The organism is Chryseobacterium subflavum (assembly GCF_055762745.1).
Window position 1 is genome coordinate 678180 of the sequence record NZ_JBVTMR010000002.1, and the last position, 17757, is coordinate 695936.

12 protein-coding genes are annotated in these 17757 nt (G+C 37.1%); 1 reads left to right on the forward strand and 11 read right to left on the reverse strand.

From position 1 onward, the window contains the following. Nucleotides 1-72 precede the first annotated feature (72 nt). From AC0INN_RS12420 to AC0INN_RS12470, 11 genes are all read right to left on the reverse strand, one after another. Nucleotides 73-2334 (reverse strand): T9SS type B sorting domain-containing protein, encoded by a 2262-nt coding sequence (locus AC0INN_RS12420; RefSeq protein ID WP_273650451.1) that lies wholly within the window; start codon nt 2332-2334, stop codon nt 73-75. 187 nt (nt 2335-2521) lie between these two features. After that, nucleotides 2522-2998: a ribonuclease HI gene (gene rnhA, locus AC0INN_RS12425; protein ID WP_273650452.1), complete on the reverse strand. Its 477-nt coding sequence runs from the start codon at nt 2996-2998 to the stop codon at nt 2522-2524. A 38-nt stretch (nt 2999-3036) separates the two neighbouring features. Beyond that, nucleotides 3037-4623: a replicative DNA helicase gene (dnaB, locus tag AC0INN_RS12430; RefSeq protein ID WP_273650453.1), complete on the reverse strand. Its 1587-nt coding sequence runs from the start codon at nt 4621-4623 to the stop codon at nt 3037-3039. 157 nt (nt 4624-4780) lie between these two features. Then, on the reverse strand, nt 4781-6841 hold the full coding sequence (locus AC0INN_RS12435) for a T9SS type B sorting domain-containing protein (protein WP_273650454.1): 2061 nt from the start codon (nt 6839-6841) through the stop codon (nt 4781-4783). 113 nt (nt 6842-6954) lie between these two features. Continuing rightward, nucleotides 6955-9030, reverse strand: coding sequence for a T9SS type B sorting domain-containing protein (locus AC0INN_RS12440; protein WP_172282275.1), 2076 nt, complete (start codon nt 9028-9030; stop codon nt 6955-6957). Between the two features lie 25 nt (nt 9031-9055). Beyond that, a complete protein-coding gene (locus tag AC0INN_RS12445; protein ID WP_273650455.1) occupies nt 9056-9673 on the reverse strand; it encodes a tetratricopeptide repeat protein in 618 nt (205 codons plus the stop codon). Nucleotides 9674-9762: 89 nt separating this feature from the next. Then, nucleotides 9763-10998 carry an MFS transporter gene (locus tag AC0INN_RS12450; protein ID WP_273650456.1) on the reverse strand — a complete coding sequence of 412 codons (1236 nt, stop codon included), beginning with the start codon at nt 10996-10998 and terminating at the stop codon, nt 9763-9765. A 92-nt stretch (nt 10999-11090) separates the two neighbouring features. Then, on the reverse strand, nt 11091-11453 hold the full coding sequence (locus AC0INN_RS12455) for a hypothetical protein (RefSeq protein ID WP_172282280.1): 363 nt from the start codon (nt 11451-11453) through the stop codon (nt 11091-11093). A 69-nt stretch (nt 11454-11522) separates the two neighbouring features. After that, on the reverse strand, nt 11523-13022 hold the full coding sequence (locus AC0INN_RS12460) for a GH3 auxin-responsive promoter family protein (protein WP_306613422.1): 1500 nt from the start codon (nt 13020-13022) through the stop codon (nt 11523-11525). A 126-nt stretch (nt 13023-13148) separates the two neighbouring features. Further along, nucleotides 13149-13430, reverse strand: coding sequence for a hypothetical protein (locus tag AC0INN_RS12465; protein ID WP_273650457.1), 282 nt, complete (start codon nt 13428-13430; stop codon nt 13149-13151). A gap of 177 nt (nt 13431-13607) precedes the next feature. Continuing rightward, nucleotides 13608-13970: a hypothetical protein gene (locus AC0INN_RS12470; protein WP_306613424.1), complete on the reverse strand. Its 363-nt coding sequence runs from the start codon at nt 13968-13970 to the stop codon at nt 13608-13610. Between the two features lie 296 nt (nt 13971-14266). Here AC0INN_RS12470 and mfd point away from each other — a divergent pair, with 296 nt between their 5' ends. Beyond that, nucleotides 14267-17629 (forward strand): transcription-repair coupling factor, encoded by a 3363-nt coding sequence (gene mfd / locus AC0INN_RS12475; protein ID WP_273651072.1) that lies wholly within the window; start codon nt 14267-14269, stop codon nt 17627-17629. The last annotated feature ends 128 nt before the right edge of the window (nt 17630-17757 follow it).

Here is a 17757-nt window from a genome sequence, read left to right on the forward strand (position 1 = left end):
TTCGGATGCTTTCTTTAAAATAGTGATTTGTATTGAAAAGACCACTGCCAATGCTGGAGTGGTCTTTTTTTGTTAGTCCCTATTTTTAACCAATACCCAGCCGTTATAGTTTGTTTGAGTATTGTTTTTGTCATTTTCGTTCCAGGAGATGGTGTACCAATATGTTGCAGTAGGTACTTTTTTACCACTTGCGGTACCATCCCACTTGTAGTTTCTTAATTTGTCAGCTTCGTAAAGCTTATTTCCATATCTGTCGTAAACGATGAATATCAGATTCTTTTTATAGGCTAAAGCAGAATAGTCAATATAATCGTTTACATTATCCCCATTTGGAGTAATTGCATTAATCAGGTTCGGTACAGTGATTTGTACATCAATAGGATCACAGTTATATGAATCTTTAACAAATATTTTATGCTCTCCTCTGGATAAACCGGAGAATACATTAGAGCTTTGCCATGTTGTACCGTTTAATGAGAACTGATATGGGGGGGTACCTCCATTTACATTAATTGTAATCGTGTTATTGGTAATATCAATGCTTGAAATCACCGGTTGAGGTGCAGCTTGTACTTTTACAATCTGACTGGTGAAGCAACTTCCTGTTTTAAGCAGAACCGAATAGATTCCCACCGGAACATTTTGTATGGATTGAGTGGTTGCACCGGTGCTCCATAGATAACCGTCAAAACCTGGGCCTGCATCTAATGTTGCAGTTTCGTCTATACATATTGTCTGATCTTTAAGAACAGTTGATGGAACAGGAGGTAAAACAACAAGGGTAATTTTCACAATGGTGTAACAATTATTTCCATCAATTACTTTTACATAGACTACAGCATTTGTAGATACATATGCTTGCGGATTTACAATTTCATTCGTTCCGCCCATTGCGTCTGCTAAAGTTGTGTAGTATTTTTTTATTGCTCCGGCCAGTGGTGTTACATTGGCAGTGGTCAGGTTAAATAAAGCGGATGTTGTATTGGTGTCAATGAAACAGGAGCGAATAGTATCATCATTAGCGACTACTTCAGGAAGAAATGCCAGCGTTATCTGAGCTGTTCCTGTACAACCTTGTGGTGTTGTCACTTTTACATATACGACTCCCGGAGCAGATATGTAGTTTGAAAAGTTAGTGATTTCATTGGTTCCTGCGTTGAGATCAGACAGTGTTTTGTAATATTTCTTAACGGCTCCCGGTACTCCCGTTACAGCTGCAGTACTTAGGTTAAATGTTGCTGTCCCGGCTTTATTGTTGTTACAAGCGGAAATAGTTACATTATTTGCTGTAAAAGGCGCCAGAACCAACTGAATCTTTCCGTCGGGATTATCACAAAGGACACCTGCATTGTCTTTAATAACAACAGAGATTGTTGTATTGGTATTGAATTGATAGTTGGTGGGGTTAGCAATAGGCGTTGAACTCCCTATTACATAGTATGTAAATGTGTAATTGGCCGGGGTATTCACAAACTGTGAATTAAAGGTTGTAAGATTGACCGTGCCATTTCCTGTTGAAGGATTCGGGCATAAGGATTGGGTAACTGAGTTCTGTAAAATAGATACTTTGTCTGTATAGATTTTTACATTTTTTATGGAACTCCTCACTGAAGCCGCTCCCGTAGAGGCTGAGAATCCAAAGTATCCCACTCCCATTGAAGCTGCAGCACCTGCAGGTGCAAATGATTGATTAATGACTGATGTTCCGTCAATTTTCAGGTTGATAATCCAATTGGCCGGAGTAGCAGGATCCACCTGTCCGGTTACTTCCACATGTTTGTAAGTAGCTCCCACCAAAGGAATGGTAGACGTAAGATCGGGTGAGTGAAAGGAGCTTCCGACAGTATTGAAATACTCGATATTATTTGTGTCAGTAGTATTTTGAACCACACCATAGGCAAGATGAACTTTATTCATCTGTCCCCCTGTAGTATTATTGTAGAGGTCAAAGCCGATCATAAGGCCGATTGCATTTTGCGGAATTCCCAGACCTGAGCCTAACTGGCTGGTTACTGGAGGATTCTGTAGATACCAAAATGCAAAACCGTCTCCTCTTCCCGACGACGTTCCGTTACCGTCAAGTCTGAAATCAAACTCGATTCTCCATTTATCACAGTACTTCAGGTTGATAGGATCGTTAAGTTTGATTGCTCCTGATTTGTTGGTGAGATCATCAGTCAGCATAACAAAATCTGTGTTAACTACGGCAGAAGGAACAACTGTCCACCCTGTCGTATTCACAGGATTTCCGGTGAGCTGATAGGTTTGGGAAAAAAGATTTCCGGATAAACAGGATAAAAGTATAGTGAAATAAAATAGTAGATTTTTATTCATTAATTAGGATGTTTAAAAATTGGACATGTAAATATATTAAATCCTAAGTAATAAATATGTGTTCAGTGTTAATTTTGCAGAAAATATTAATGATTTTTTAATAAAAGTTAATTTGGATAGTAAAATAACTAAATTATTTAACAGAATAATTGAATTTGATAATGGGGTGCTTTTTGATTCTTATTCGTTAAAATAGAGAATTGTTTTCAATATTCTCAAAATAGGTGTCTATTTCTAAATCAGAAGAAGCTGCAGCTGCAACCGCCAGCTTATCACACAGCTCATTTTCAAAATGACCGGCATGCCCTTTGATCCAATGCATTTTAGGAGTATATTGATTGTAAAGAATAACAAACCTTTTCCAGAGATCGGGATTCTTCACATTTTTCCACCCTCTTTTTATCCATCCGGAAATCCAGTTTTGGTTGATCGCGTCTGCTACATATTTGCTGTCTGTAAAAATATGGATATCGTTTTCTGTTGACTTTAGCTTTTCCAGAGCCGTAATTACTGCCAGAAGCTCCATCCTGTTATTCGTTGTTTTACGGAATCCTTTAGAAAATGTTTTTTGATAATTCTTTTCCGGAACACGCATGAGAATTCCATAACCTCCTTTTCCGGGATTTCCACTGCATGCTCCGTCTGTATAAATCTCAATTCTCAAAATTTCAGAAATTGTCTTTTCTTATCAGTTCAACATCATTAAAAAGGGAAGTCGTCATCATCATCAAAATCATTCATCGAAGATCCTGACAACTGGGAGTTGTCCGGAAGATCAAATGCTGCCCCCGGCTGAATGGTTGTTTTTATCTTATCAAAACCACTAGGTTCATTCGAATTAAAACCTGAGGGATAACCTGGGTTTCCACCCGTTGCTGCTTCGATATCTCCGAATTTTGCAAAATGTTTAAGGAAAGATAATCGTACATCGGCAGTAGCACCGTTCCTGTGTTTTGCAATAATAAGCTCAGCCTGATTTTCAGTCGAAGTTTCCTGGCCTTCTTCATCATTATCCCAAACCGTGATCTTATAATATTCAGGTCTGAAGATGAAAGATACGATATCAGCATCTTGCTCAATCGCTCCCGATTCTCTAAGATCTGAGAGCTGAGGTCTTTTCCCCGGACGTGTTTCCACACTTCTTGAAAGCTGGGAAAGTGCAATAACAGGAACATTGAGTTCTTTTGCAATTGCTTTTAATGAACGCGAGATCATAGAGATTTCCTGTTCACGGTTTCCTGTCCCTTTTCCACCTCCTCCTGCGGTCATAAGCTGAAGGTAGTCGACCATGATAAGCTTTACACCATGCTGCATTACAAGTCTCCGGCATTTTGCCCGGAAATCGAATATAGAAAGTGATGGAGTTTCGTCAATGAAAAGCGGAGCGTTTTCCAGTTCGGATACATTGGAAAACAATCTTTGCCATTCTTCATCATCTAAGGTTCCCTTTCTTAATTTTTCAGAAGAAATTCTGGTTTCAGAAGCAATCATCCTTGTAATAAGCTGAACAGATGCCATCTCGAGAGAGAACAGCACCATTGGGATTTTATATCCTACCGCAATATTTCGAGCCATGGAGAGAAGGAATGCTGTTTTTCCCATCGCAGGACGAGCCGCGATAATAATAAGGTCGGAATTTTGCCAGCCTCCGGTTTCTTTATCCACATCCCTAAATCCTGAGGGTACTCCGGAAAGTCCTTCTTTGTCTTTCAGGGATTTAATTGTATCGATAGCCTGCTTTACTAAAGAATTTGCAGTATCAAAGCCTTTTTTGATGGTCCCGTTGGTGATTTCAAAAAAAGATTGTTCTGCTTTATCCAGCAGCTCAAAAACATCCGTGGATTCTTTATATGAAGAGTCTATAACGTTTGCTGAAACATTAATCAGACTTCTCAAAATATATTTTTCTAGGATAACACGAACGTGATATTCTATGTGAGCTGAGGAGCTTACTCCCATGGTGAGATCAATAATATAATGATCCCCTCCTGCTGAATTTAATTTGTCTTCCTTTTTTAAGTCTTGTATAATAGTCATTAAGTCAACCGGATGGTTGGCTTCATATAATTTCAAAATGGTAGCAAATATCACCTGATGTCTGGGATCATAAAATACCTCCGGGGTAAGAAGGTCGATGGAATGGTCAAGACCTTTTTTATCAATTAAAAAAGTTCCTATAATCAATCTTTCAAAATCCACTGCATTAGGAGGCATTTTTCCATCTGCAATTGACAATTCTTTCGCAAAATTTCCATGCGTAAGAGATGATAATGTTTCTTTCTGCGCCATTGTGCAAAGATAGTTTATTTAAAAAAAAATTAAAAAATAGTAATCAACAAATTATTCTTAAGGGTTATTAAAATACCACCAATAAAAGATAAGCAATGTTAATAAAAAAATCACCTCAATTTTGAGGTGATTTTTTAAATTCTATTTATAATTTCAATTATTCTCTATTTTTTACCAATATCCATCCGCTATAATTCGTTTGAGTATTGTTTTTATCATTTTCATTCCAAGAAATGGTGTACCAATATGTTCCGGTAATCACTTTTTTACCGCCGGTAGTTCCATCCCATTTGTAGCCTCTCAGTTTGTCAGCTTCGTACAATTTATTTCCATATCGGTCATAAACGATGAATACTAAATTTTTCTTGTATCCAAGCTCAGAGTAATCTACGTAATCATTTACATTATCTCCGTTAGGTGTGATGGCATTAATTAAATTAGGAACTGTCACTTGAATATCAATCGGAGTACAATCAAAAGAATCCACTACATATATTTTGTTTTCCCCTCTAGGAAGTCCGGTAAATACGTTAGAATCCTGCCAGTTGGTACCATCCAGTGAATATTTGTATGGTGGTGTTCCTCCTGAAACATTTACAGTAATTGTATTGTTTGTAATGTCTACACTGCTGATCACTGGTTGTTGGGAAGCCTTTACACTTACTTGCTGTACTGTATAGCAAATTCCTGTTTTAAGTTTTACCCAATAACTTCCTATCGCAACGTTTTGGATAGATTGTGTTGTTGCTCCTGTACTCCACTCATATCCGTCAAAACCAGGCCCCGCATCCAATGTTGTAGTATCTTCAGGGCAAATAGTAACGTCTTTTAAAACCGCCGATTTTACCGGAGGAAGAACTTTAAGGGTGATTTTAGCAATAGCATAACACATATTTGCGCTGAATACCCTTACATAAACATTTCCATTGGCAGAAACATAAGCCGTAGGATTAGCAATTGGATTGGTTCCGCTTACTGCATCGGCCATGGTTGCATAAAATTTCTTCGTGATGGGTGTCTGGCTTGATACGTTAGCTGTTGTTAAGTCAAATTTTGCTGTTGTAATATTGGTGTCAATATAGCAGGATTCAATTTCTGCATCATTAACCACTACTACCGGAAAGAATTTCAAGGTGATTGCCGAGTCGTCTGAACAGTTTTCAGGCGTTGTTACTTTTACATATACTGTTTTTTCTCCTGAAACGTAAGCGGCAGGATTCATAATCTGGTTGGTTCCTGCATTTAAATCGTTCAATGTAGGATAATATTTTTTTGTCGCGGTGCCAGAATATGTATTGGCCAACGTCAGGTTGAATGTTCCTGTCCCCGCACCATTATTATTACAAGCATAAATGGTATCGTCACTTGCTACAATATTTCCCTGCCTGAATTTAAATTTCCCTGTCTGGAAACAGCCGTTAATCGGATTGTTAGGGTTATTCGGATCTGTATATTTTAATCGGTAGTAGTAGATCGTTGTAGCATCTACCATCGTAGGGCTTGGTAATGGGTTTGATCCCGTTATCGCATCATTTACATTATCATGATAAGTAACGGTAAAATTTGCATTTCCATTTAGAATCCCTGTTGTTAATGAGTTGAAGTCAAATGAAGTTGGCAAAGCACACTTCAGGATTTCATTTGGAGAATCCGGAGTAGGACCAGGTACCCCAGGTGTAATAAATGGATTCGGTGTTACTGCCGGATCATTAAATGCTGAAGTTAAAGTAGCTGTTCCACCCCATGTCATGGAAAAACCATGTGCTGTGTGTGAGTAATTATCAACAATCAAATAATAAGTTTCTCCGGCAACTACGTCCATATATGCACTCATAGCCTCATCAGTGTTTGTGCCGGTAAGTGTGAGACTTAAACCAGTTGGTCCGTCTGCAGGAGAATAATTACATCTGATTGGTGGGCTTAAAGCGCCACATGTTTGATTAGGACCATAAACACCAAAGTCATAGTCATCAGAATACTGATTAGGAGTAATAAGGAATGTTAAAGTTCCTGAAGTGGCTATGGTAAAAGAATACCAAACACTATAATGCTCGTCAGTGGCCAAACATCCCATTAAGTCTTCCTGAATATTACCATGACCACTAGGGGTGTAGGAAATATCAGAATTTCCACATACGGGAATTGCAGTGATACAGTCCGACTGTGAAAAATATATTTGATAAGTAAATAAAATAAAAAGAAGTAAGAATTTTCTCATTTTAAAATGAATTTAATGTAACAAAAATAGCGAAAATAACAAGATAATTGGATTATAGTTCGCTCGAATTAATAAAAACCGCTTTTTTAAGCGGTTTTTATCAAAAAATATGACTATTCTCTGTTTTTTACCATAATCCAACTGGAGAATTTGATAGGTGTATTTTTCTTATCATTTTCGTTCCATGTCACAGAATACCAGTAAGTTCCTGTTGAAACTTTTTTGCTTCCGTTGGTAGTACCATCCCATTTGTAACCATTCGTTTTGTCAGCCTGGAATATTTTTGCACCGTATCTGTCATAAATACTTAATATCAGGTTTTGCTTTCCTGCCAGTGCAGAATAATCAATCACATCATTCACACCATCATTATTAGGAGTGATCACATTGACTAAATTAGGAACAACCACATTGATGTCAATCGGTTCACAATCATAAGAATCTTTAACATAAATATGATTATCTCCTCTTGGTATATTATTGAATACATTAGAATCTTGCCAGTTGATGTTATCCAATGAATATTTATATGGCGGAGTACCTCCGATTACATTTACAGTAATCGTATTTGTTGCTATATCAACATTGGATATAACAGGTTGCTCAGATGCATAAACTGTTACAGTTTGGTTGGTAGTACATTCCCCGGTTTTCAATTGTACTGAATAAGTACCAACAGTTACATTACTGATGGTTTGTGTCGTAGCACCTGTGCTCCATAAATACCCGTCAAATCCAGGTCCTGCATCTAGTGTAGTTGTATCTTCCATACAGATTATTTTATCTGCAAGGACTGTAGATTTTACTGGAGGTAATACGATCAGATTTACTTTTGCAACAGTATAACAATTATTTGCATTGGTCACTTTGATATAAACCACACCATTCGGTGCAATGTACGGAGATGGCGTAGTGATTTCGTTGGTTCCGTTAACAGCGTCTGTCATGGATGGGTAATACTTTTTAGTAATACCCGGCTGTGTTGTTACTGAAGCAGCTGTAAGATTGAAAGAAGCCGTTGAAGGATTCGATTCAATGAAACAAGATCTAAGGGTAGCCTCATTTACCACGACTACAGGATGGAATGCTAAGGTGATTTTTGCAGTAGTGGTACATCCGAATTGTGAAGTTACCAGAACGAAAACATTACCTCCTGCAGAATTATACTGATATGGATTCGTGATCTCATTGGTTCCTGCATTAAGATCTGTAAGGGTAGGATAGTATTTTTTTGTCACGGTTGGGTCGGCAATTACAGCAGCAGTAGTCAGGTCGAATATAGCAGTACCCGTATTGTTGTTATTACATTCTGTTAATGTGACATCAGTCGCTGTGATAGCTCTTTGTATAAATTTGAATTTACCCGGAATCCTACACCTGTTGATAGCACCTGAAGGGGCATTTGGATCGGAATAACTAATGGCGTAATAATAAATATCAGTAGTGTTGACGGTTATAGGCGTTGTTATCGGATTATTACCTGTAATTGCATCGTTTGCGTTAGTATAATAAGTTACTATGAAGTTTGGGTTATTGTTTATAATTCCTGCAGATAATGAATTAAAATTAAAAACTGCCGGATTTGAACAGATAATAACCTCTCTCGGATCATTAGGTGTTGGCCCTGCGCTTCCTGGCTCCATAAAAGGATAAGGTTGGAAAGCATTGTTGAAAGGGGAAACCAAAGTTGCAGTTCCTCCCCATGTTAATACGAAACCATTTGCAGTGGATAAGAAATTATCAACAACCATATAATAGGTCTGGCCAGCTACAACATTCATGTAAGAACAGAATGGCGGGCCTCCTCCATTTTCTGATGTTCCGGTTGCGGTCATATTTAAACCGGTAGGGCCATCGGCGCCGGAATAGTTACATCTTATGGGAAACCCAAGATTTGCACAAGTAACATTCGGGCCATACACAGCCCAGTCGTAATCGTCAGCGAAAACGTTTGGATCGATATTAAATGTCAATGTTCCTGATGTGGCAACCGTAAAAGTATACCAGATGGAATAATGTTCCATGCTTAGACAGTCTCCCAGTACTTCGTGGATGTCTCCAGGTCCTGTAGGGGTGAAAGAAATAGGTGTGTTTCCGCAAACCTGCACATTTCCACCACAGTCAGAGCTGGATTGGGCAAAACTTATCTGAGATATAATTATCAGAAAAATAAGTAGAACTTTTTTCATTTTGATCAGTTTAAAATTTTAATTCTTATTTATTTGAAATTAACTGTCTGCCCCATGTTGGTGCAGCACTGCCCATAGAAGTTTTACTGTCAAATCCGTTTTTTGCTTTTTGCAGTAGTACATCAGCGTCAGCTTGATTTCCTGATTTTTCTTTTATTCTTGCCTTTAGAATGGCAAGCCTTGGATTGTTTGGAGAGGTAGCCTCAGCTTTTGCGACTGCCTGAGAAACAATTTCCATATCCTTTTGTGTGTCACCTGATGGACTCACCTGCATTTTCTGGAAATATAGCAATCCTAACAGAATATTAGCTTCGGCATTGTCCTGCTGAGCATTAAATGCCCCTTTTGCAAATTTTCTGGCGAGAGCGTTAGCGCCCGGAAGATCTTCATGCATGGTTTGATTTAGCTGAATCTCTGTTTTAAGATACATAGAAACTGCGGCATAATAATAAGCTTGCCATCTGTCATTCTTTTTGTATCCTGTGAATTTGGAAAATTTTTGGAAAAGGTTGTCGTAGTCGGCTTTTGTTTTAGCTGTATTTACTTGTGATATAGATTGTTGGAAGTCTTTTTCTGAGTAGGTTTGGGCGTTTACCCAAAAGCCAGCCAAGAAGAAGCCTGAAATTAGTAGAAATTTTTTCATAAGGGGGGATTTTATACGACAAATATAAAAAATTATTAAATTTTAATTAATGTTTTTAAGTTTTATTTAATATAACGTGGAATATGTGTTTAATATTGCATTTTTCGTAGCTTAGGATTCGTACTTCCGACAAGTAAGGCAATAAGAACCGTCATACTTCCTCCGAATACTACCGAACGGACCACGCCCAGTAGTTTTGCAGATAACCCACTTTCAAATTGTCCCATTTCATTGCTGGACATGATAAAAATTGAATTAACACTGAGTACACGTCCCCTTATATGATCAGGTGTTTTCAATTGTACAATGGTTCCACGAATTACAACGGAAATACCATCCAGCATTCCACTCATCACTAAAAACATAAATGATAACCAGTATATATGAGAGAGTCCGAATCCTATAATACAAAGCCCGAATCCGGTAACCACACCAAGTAATATTTTTCCCTGATTTTTTCTCAGTGGAACAATGGAGAGAATGGTGATGATGCACATGGAGCCAATATCTGAGGCTGCATTAAGAAGCCCGAAACCTTCAGCTCCCACCTTTAATATGTCGGTAGCATAAACCGGGATCATGGCTACGGCACCTCCAAACAGTACGGCGAACATATCCAGACATAATGCTCCTAAGATTTCTTTAGTTTTGAAAATATACGAAATACCTTCCCTCATACTTTCCACAACATTAATATTCCCTTTTTTATATTCAGAAAATTGTTTTTTCAATTGCCAGAAAAATAACGAGGCGATAAAAATGAGCAGGATGATAACCACAAGAGTCCATTTTACGCCAAAAAAACCAATAAGGAAACCTCCTATGGCGTGACCACAAACAGAAGATATTAGAAATGTAGCTTGATTAAGGGTGACAGCATGAGGAAGATTCTCCTTTTTTACAATCTTAGGAATCATCGAGGGAACGATGGGACCAATAAACGCTCTTGCAATTCCCGTAAAAAAAATCACACTATAAATAAAATAGGTGATCTGATGCCCGCTAAAATGCATTTCAACATTGAAAAAAGCTGGAATAAGCAGGAGCCCGATGAGAAAAATATAAGCATAGTTGCAAATGAGCAAGAGTCGCTTTTTTTCATTCATATCAATTACGTGTCCTGCATATAGTGCGCAACTGACAGCCGGAATTACTTCCGAAAGACCAATTAATCCTATTGAGAAAGGATCTTTTGTTAACTGGTACACCCACCACCCCAATAAAGTGGCAAGCATTCTGAAGGCTAAAACAATGAAAAATCTTCCGGTAAGTAGATTTCTGAATTCAATATTTTCTAAGGTTTTTAAGGGAGTAAAGGAAATCATACGCAAAAGTAGCTCTAAATATTTATTTAGAGCTACTGAGAAGTTGATTTTTCAAATGATAAATCAAATGTATTTTGAAAGATAAAATCTATTTAGTCTGCCCTTGAAGCACTCACTACGATGGCCGCAGCCGCGGCTGCACCGATAAGCACTGCTCCTCCTGTTACCCTTGCTCTTGATCTGTCTTTTACGGCAGCAACATTGGATTTTGGAATAATTACTTCTGTACTGTCTTTTTTACCTGCTGTTCCTACGATATTATCACCCTGGATATTACGGAATAACATTTTTTGTTTTTTAGAACCGTCTTTCATAGTGACAATGTATATTCTTCCCGCTTCCAGATTAGAATAATTATTTTTTGAAATATCTTCACTGTACTTTGTAGTAGCACATGAAGAGATTAAAAATAAAGAGGTAAGTAAAGATGATTTTAAAAGTACAGATGCTTTCATTATTTTTATTTAGTTTTTCAAATTTATAATTTTTTTTGAATATTTGTTTTTGGAATTGAAAAAATGTAATTATAATTTGTAAATTTCCAATAAATCAGCAATTTTTCTGTCATTTGCCAATCTTGGTATTTTATTTTGTCCTCCCAGTTTGCCCTGAGATTTTGCATATTCCTGAAATGCATTTTTTTTCAGAAGCGTAATGTGCAGCTTTTGCAAGATGTTTCCTGAAATAAGATCATCATAGTAGGTGTTACGTTTGCGTAGCTGATTATCCAGTTCATCCTTGAAAAGTTGAAGGTTTACAGGTTCTTTTTCGAATTCGATCAACCATTCATGATATGGGAGTCCGTCAATGGGAGTTACCTGCGGAGCCAGATGGAACTCTGTAATCTGAGCGGGAAACTTTTCTAAAGTGGCTTTGATGGCTTCCTCTACTTCGTAAGCTATGACATGTTCTCCAAAAGCGGATGTAAAATGTTTTGTTCGCCCACTTACTAAGATCCGGTGAGGATTTTTGCTGATAAATCGCACAACATCCCCGATAGAGTAAGCCCAAAGTCCGGAATTGGTTGTTAATATCAAAGCATAATCCTTATTTAGTTCAATATCCTTTAGTGTTAATCTTCGGGCATCCGGTTTCCCGTATTCCTCTAACGGAATGAATTCATAAAAAATACCATGATGGGTAAGAAGGAGTAGTCCTTCTTTGGTATAGCTATCCTGAAACGCAAAAAAGCCTTCTGAAGCAGGAAAGGTTTGGATGATATCAACCGGTCCGCCCAGAAGATCCTCCATTTTATCACGATACGGCTCATAGTTTACTCCTCCGGTAACAATAAGCTGAAGATTTGGAAAAAGTTGTTTGATCTTTTTACCATGCTTTTCAGTAAGCTTTTCAAAATACATGATGAGCCATGGCGGAATTCCCGATATCAGGGTCATATTTTCTTTCTCTGTTTCTTCTACAATTTTATCAACCTTGGTTTCCCAATCTTCAATGATATTCGTTTCCCAGCTTGGGAGACGATTTTTTTGCAGATAGTTAGGAATGTGGTGGGCTACAATGCCTGAGAGACGTCCTGTCTTTATTCCGTACACTTCTTCAAGAACAGGGCTTCCCTGCAGGAAAATCATTTTTCCATTGACGAAATCAGCGTTTTTTTTCTGGGAAATATAATGGAATAATGCACTTTGAGCTGCTGCTACCTGAAAGGGCATCCCTTCTTTTGAAATGGGAATGTATTTAGATCCAGAAGTTGTTCCCGAGGTTTTGGCAAAATATTGGGGCGTTTCAGGCCAAAGGATATTTGCTTGTCCTTTTTTTACCCGTTCGACGTAAGGCTTTAAATCTTCATAATCGGATACAGGTACTTTTTTCTGGAAGTCTTGTACAGACTGAATATTTTCGAATTGATGTTCTCTTCCAAAAAGAGTCTTTTTTGCAGTATCAATCAGTGATAAAAGCAATTTTTCCTGATCCTTTTCTGCATTCTTTTTGAATTCTTCGGCTTTTTGGACATGTTTTTTTGCCCAGGCCAGTGCTATATTTTTCTTTAGGAAGCTTAACATGGTTCAAATTTATAAATAACTAAATAATCTGAGAATACTTTTATGGAATATGAAATAAAAAAAACCGATGATAGCCCCATCGGTTCTTCGAAATTTGATTATGAAAATAACAACTATATGTTGAGTTTATTTGTTGGCTTTATACCTTTTATCTGGTGTGCCGTCTTTTTTTAAATGTTTGTTTGCTTTGTATCTTTTATCAGGAGTTCCGTCCTTTTTCATTTTCATTCCATTTGAAGTAGCAGCAGATTTAGTTTCAGTTGCTTTCAATGTTTTTGGCGCTTCCTGAGCTTTCAAAGTTTTCGGAGCCTGCTGAACAGTTTTAGTTGCAGTTGCCGGAGTTGTTTGTTGAGCAGTTGCAAGACCTAATCCTAAGATTAATGACATTGCGGTTAATAATTTTTTCATAGAATTACATTATTTTGGTTTTGTTGAGTAAAGGTATGCAAAAATCGTACAGATAGATCTAGTATATAGAAACTTAACTAAAGTTTATTACAGATTAAAAAAAGATTAAATGATCGCAGATATTAAAAGAAAAAACCTGTTTCTAAAAAGAAACAGGCCTGTTAAAAAAAATAATTATTATCGTGTACAATTGGCTGTCCACGTTTTGCCGTCTTTAAGATAAAGGATCTTTAATTCATTATTATCAATCCTTATATAAGAGGTTGCGCTGGAACCAATCATAACTAAACTATTATCACCTTTTTGCTCAAACTCTATTCCATTAAGGTCGGGAATGCCGTTTGAAAATCGAAAATTATACTTTGTACCGCTGGCGATTTTGGTTACAAATACACTACCGTCATTGGTGCTTGTATTTGTTGAACCACCGTCGTTATAAGATACGCTTCCACGGTATGTGCCTGCGAAGAAATCATTGTTTGCAGGATCATCATCCCTGCTACATGATGCTATAGTGACTGCTGCAAAAAATGTCACCATAAAAATGCCCAGAATTTTAATTGCTTTTTTCATAATACTATTTTTAGTGTTGTTATATTCGTATGAATGAAGTTTTCAAACACTGTGCCATGAAGTAAAATGGTTAGTTTTTTAACTTTTAATTAGAGTTTTTAGTAAAAAGATGCTATTTAGATTATCGATGGTGGATTATTTTGATTTTTGAATAATTTGCTATTTTATTGGGTTGGAAAAAATATAGCTACCTTTGTTCTAAATTAATGAACGGTTTCGGAGAACTTCCGAAATCGATTTTGTCGTTTATACCGTTATTACTTATGCAGTTAAAACCTATTCATGAAAAATTTCTTCCGGATTTACTACAAAAAGAATTTGGCAAAGAAATTTTCACACAACTGGAAGCGAATCAACACATCTCGGTAAAAGGGAATGCAGGATCTTCCACTTCTGTTTTTGTGGCAGAGCTTTTCCTGACCCAAAAGAAGAATATTCTTTACATTATAGATGATAAGGAAGATGCTCTTTATGCTAATACGGAAATGGAGGATCTGTTGGGTAAAGACAAGGTTCTTTATTTTCCTGCCACTCATCTTGAACCCTATCAGGTTGAAAAAACTCAGAATGCAAATCTTGTTTTAAGAACAGAGGTTTTAAATAAAATAAATTCCGGGAAATCTCCAAAAGTAATTGTAGCATATGCCGGAGCTTTATCAGAGAAAGTTCTGAAAAAAGAAGATTTTAAAGCAATTTCACATCATATCAAAGTAGGAGATCAGCTCGATTTTGATTTTGTGGATGAACTGCTTTCCCATTATCAGTTTCAGCAGGCAGATTTTGTATCCGAGCCTGGGGAGTTTTCAGTAAGAGGAGGAATTGTAGATGTTTTTTCTTACTCTAATGAAAAGCCTTATAGAATCACTTTTTTTGGTAACGAGGTAGAAAGCATCAAAACTTTTGACATTGAAACGCAGCTGTCGGTAGATAAGATCAAAGAATTTCAGCTTGTTTCAAATATGAACTTTTCGGTTTCTGGCAGCCGGGTTTCCTTACTTCAGCTTCTGCCGAAAGAGAGTTTTGTGATTTCGAGAAATGGAGTGGTAGGATTGCAAAAAATAAGATCATTCTATGAGAAGTCGTTGGAAAAGTATGAATCTTTAAGTAAAGATATTGCTCACAGGACTCCTGACGAATTGTTCATTTCCGATCAGGAGTTTTTATTTGATTACAAGAAGTTCAAAACAATTGATTTCAGCAGTGTTGCTATTGAAGGGCTTAACACTTATGAGATTAGTATAGAGCAAACTTCCCAGCCTTCTTTTCATAAAAATTTTGAATTATTAATTCAGGATCTGGAAGAGAAGCAGAATGACGGTTTCGATACCTGGATTTCGTTTTCAACAGAAAAACAAAGAGAACGACTGGAGTCAATTTTTGAAGAACTTGAACATCAAATGATCTTCAAAAGCTTTAAATCTGAACTTCATGAAGGTTTTGTTGATAATAACCATAAAATATCTGTGTATACCGATCATCAGATATTTGACCGTTATCAAAGATATAAGGCTAAAAATACTTTTGCTAAATCTGAGCAGCTTACCCTCAAGGATCTTATGTCTCTTAAAGTCGGGGATTATATTGCCCATATCGATCATGGGATCGGTAAATTTATGGGATTGGTAAAAGTTAATAATGATGGGAAAATTCAGGAATGTTTTAAACTTACCTATAAAAATGGAGATTTACTTTACGTAAGTATTCATTCACTTCATAAAATATCAAAATATAACGGGCCTGATGGCAAAGAAGTTGTTCTGAGTAAATTAGGATCTCCGGCATGGAAGTCTTTAAAGCAAAAAACAAAAGCAAAAGTAAAGCAGATCGCTTTTGATCTTATCAAACTTTATGCACAAAGAAAAACCGCTCAAGGTTTTGCTTATACCCCGGATTCTTATTTACAAAATGAATTGGAAGCCAGTTTTATTTATGAAGATACTCCGGATCAGGAAAAAGCAACGATTGATGTGAAGGCGGATATGGAGGCTAGTACTGTGATGGATCGTCTGGTGTGTGGAGATGTAGGTTTTGGCAAAACAGAAGTTGCAATAAGGGCTGCGTTTAAGGCAGCAACAGATGGTAAACAGGTTGCGGTTTTAGTTCCAACGACAATTCTTGCATTTCAGCATTACAGAAGCTTTAAGGAAAGACTGAAAGATTTTCCGGTGAATGTTTCATACATCAATAGATTCAGGTCAGCAAAACAAAAATCGGAAGCTTTAGAAGGATTAAAAAATGGTAAAGTAGATATCATCATAGGAACGCATCAGCTTGCCAGCAATAGTGTTAAGTTTAAAGATTTAGGCTTGTTGATTATTGATGAGGAACATAAGTTCGGAGTTTCCGTAAAAGATAAGCTGAAAACGCTTAAAAGCAATGTGGATACACTTACACTGACGGCGACACCTATTCCGAGAACTTTGCAGTTCTCCTTAATGGCTGCAAGAGATTTATCTGTCATCAAAACACCACCACCTAACAGGCAGCCGGTAGATACTCAGATTATCGGGTTTAATGAAGAGATTCTTCGTGATGCCGTTTCATATGAATTACAAAGAGACGGACAAGTCTATTTTATCAACAACCGGATTGAAAATTTAAAAGATATTGCGGGACTTATCCAGAGATTGGTTCCGGACGCCAGGGTTATTACCGGTCATGGCCAAATGGAAGGGAAGCAGCTGGAGCGGAATGTCCTTGATTTTATGGAGGGCAAATATGATGTACTGGTCTCAACAACTATTGTGGAAAGTGGGGTAGATGTTCCGAATGCCAATACGATATTTATCAATGATGCTCAAAGGTTTGGTATGGCAGATCTCCACCAGATGAGGGGAAGGGTTGGACGAAGTAACAGGAAAGCTTTCTGTTATCTGATCACTCCTCCTTATGATATGATGACTTCTGATGCGAGAAAGAGATTGGAAGCTATTGAACAGTTTTCAGATCTTGGAAGTGGATTCCAGATTGCCATGAAAGATCTGGAAATCCGTGGCGCAGGAGATTTGTTAGGTGCTGAGCAAAGTGGATTTATTAATGAAATGGGATTTGAAACATACCAGAAGCTGATGCAGGAAGCTTTGGAGGAGTTAAAAGATGATGAAGATTTTGAAAACCTGTTTGACAATGAAGAGGACAGGCAGAAACTTTTTAAATCTGTAAAGGAAGTGAATATAGATACCGACCTGGAGCTCATGCTTCCTGATTTCTATATCTCTAATACAGAAGAGAGGTTATTGCTGTATCAGAAGATTGCAGAAATTGATAATGAAAAAGATCTTCAGAAATTTGAATCCGAATTGATAGACCGTTTTGGGCCTTTACCGGAGGAAGCTGTTAATCTTTTAAAAAGTGTGTCTTTAAAATGGCTCGCTGCAGACATTGGATTTGAAAAAATAGTTATGAAGAATGGTGTGTTTTTAGGGTATTTTCCAGGTAATCCACAAGATAAGTTTTATCAGACAGAAAAATTCAGGCACATTATTAATTACCTTACTCAAAATCCTTCGGAGGCTCAATTAAAAGAAAAAATAGGAAAAGAAGGGAATAATTTAATGATGAGAAAAGATAAGGTGAAAAATGTAGATGAAGTAAATATTTTGTTGAGGTCTATATTGCAGCTATAGCCCTGTTTTAAAGATAATTCTACTTTTCGTTACGAAGAATTCTATTAATACATAGGCATATTTCTATGGTATAAATAATTAAACTATAGGGTTTTATATTAAAATTGTGTACCTTTGTGCCGCTTATT

Excerpts from the sequence above, each read along its gene's own strand:
- AC0INN_RS12465 (WP_273650457.1), bottom strand. The coding sequence starts at position 13,430 with ATGAAAAAATTATTAACCGCAATGTCATTAATCTTAGGATTAGGTCTT.
- AC0INN_RS12470 (WP_306613424.1), bottom strand. The coding sequence starts at position 13,970 with ATGGTGACATTTTTTGCAGCAGTCACTATAGCATCATGTAGCAGGGAT.
- dnaB (WP_273650453.1), bottom strand. The coding sequence starts at position 4,623 with ATGGCGCAGAAAGAAACATTATCATCTCTTACGCATGGAAATTTTGCG.
- AC0INN_RS12450 (WP_273650456.1), bottom strand. The coding sequence starts at position 10,998 with ATGATTTCCTTTACTCCCTTAAAAACCTTAGAAAATATTGAATTCAGA.
- mfd (WP_273651072.1), top strand. The coding sequence starts at position 14,267 with ATGCAGTTAAAACCTATTCATGAAAAATTTCTTCCGGATTTACTACAA.
- AC0INN_RS12445 (WP_273650455.1), bottom strand. The coding sequence starts at position 9,673 with ATGAAAAAATTTCTACTAATTTCAGGCTTCTTCTTGGCTGGCTTTTGG.
- AC0INN_RS12440 (WP_172282275.1), bottom strand. The coding sequence starts at position 9,030 with ATGAAAAAAGTTCTACTTATTTTTCTGATAATTATATCTCAGATAAGT.
- AC0INN_RS12420 (WP_273650451.1), bottom strand. The coding sequence starts at position 2,334 with ATGAATAAAAATCTACTATTTTATTTCACTATACTTTTATCCTGTTTA.
- AC0INN_RS12455 (WP_172282280.1), bottom strand. The coding sequence starts at position 11,453 with ATGAAAGCATCTGTACTTTTAAAATCATCTTTACTTACCTCTTTATTT.
- AC0INN_RS12460 (WP_306613422.1), bottom strand. The coding sequence starts at position 13,022 with ATGTTAAGCTTCCTAAAGAAAAATATAGCACTGGCCTGGGCAAAAAAA.
- AC0INN_RS12435 (WP_273650454.1), bottom strand. The coding sequence starts at position 6,841 with ATGAGAAAATTCTTACTTCTTTTTATTTTATTTACTTATCAAATATAT.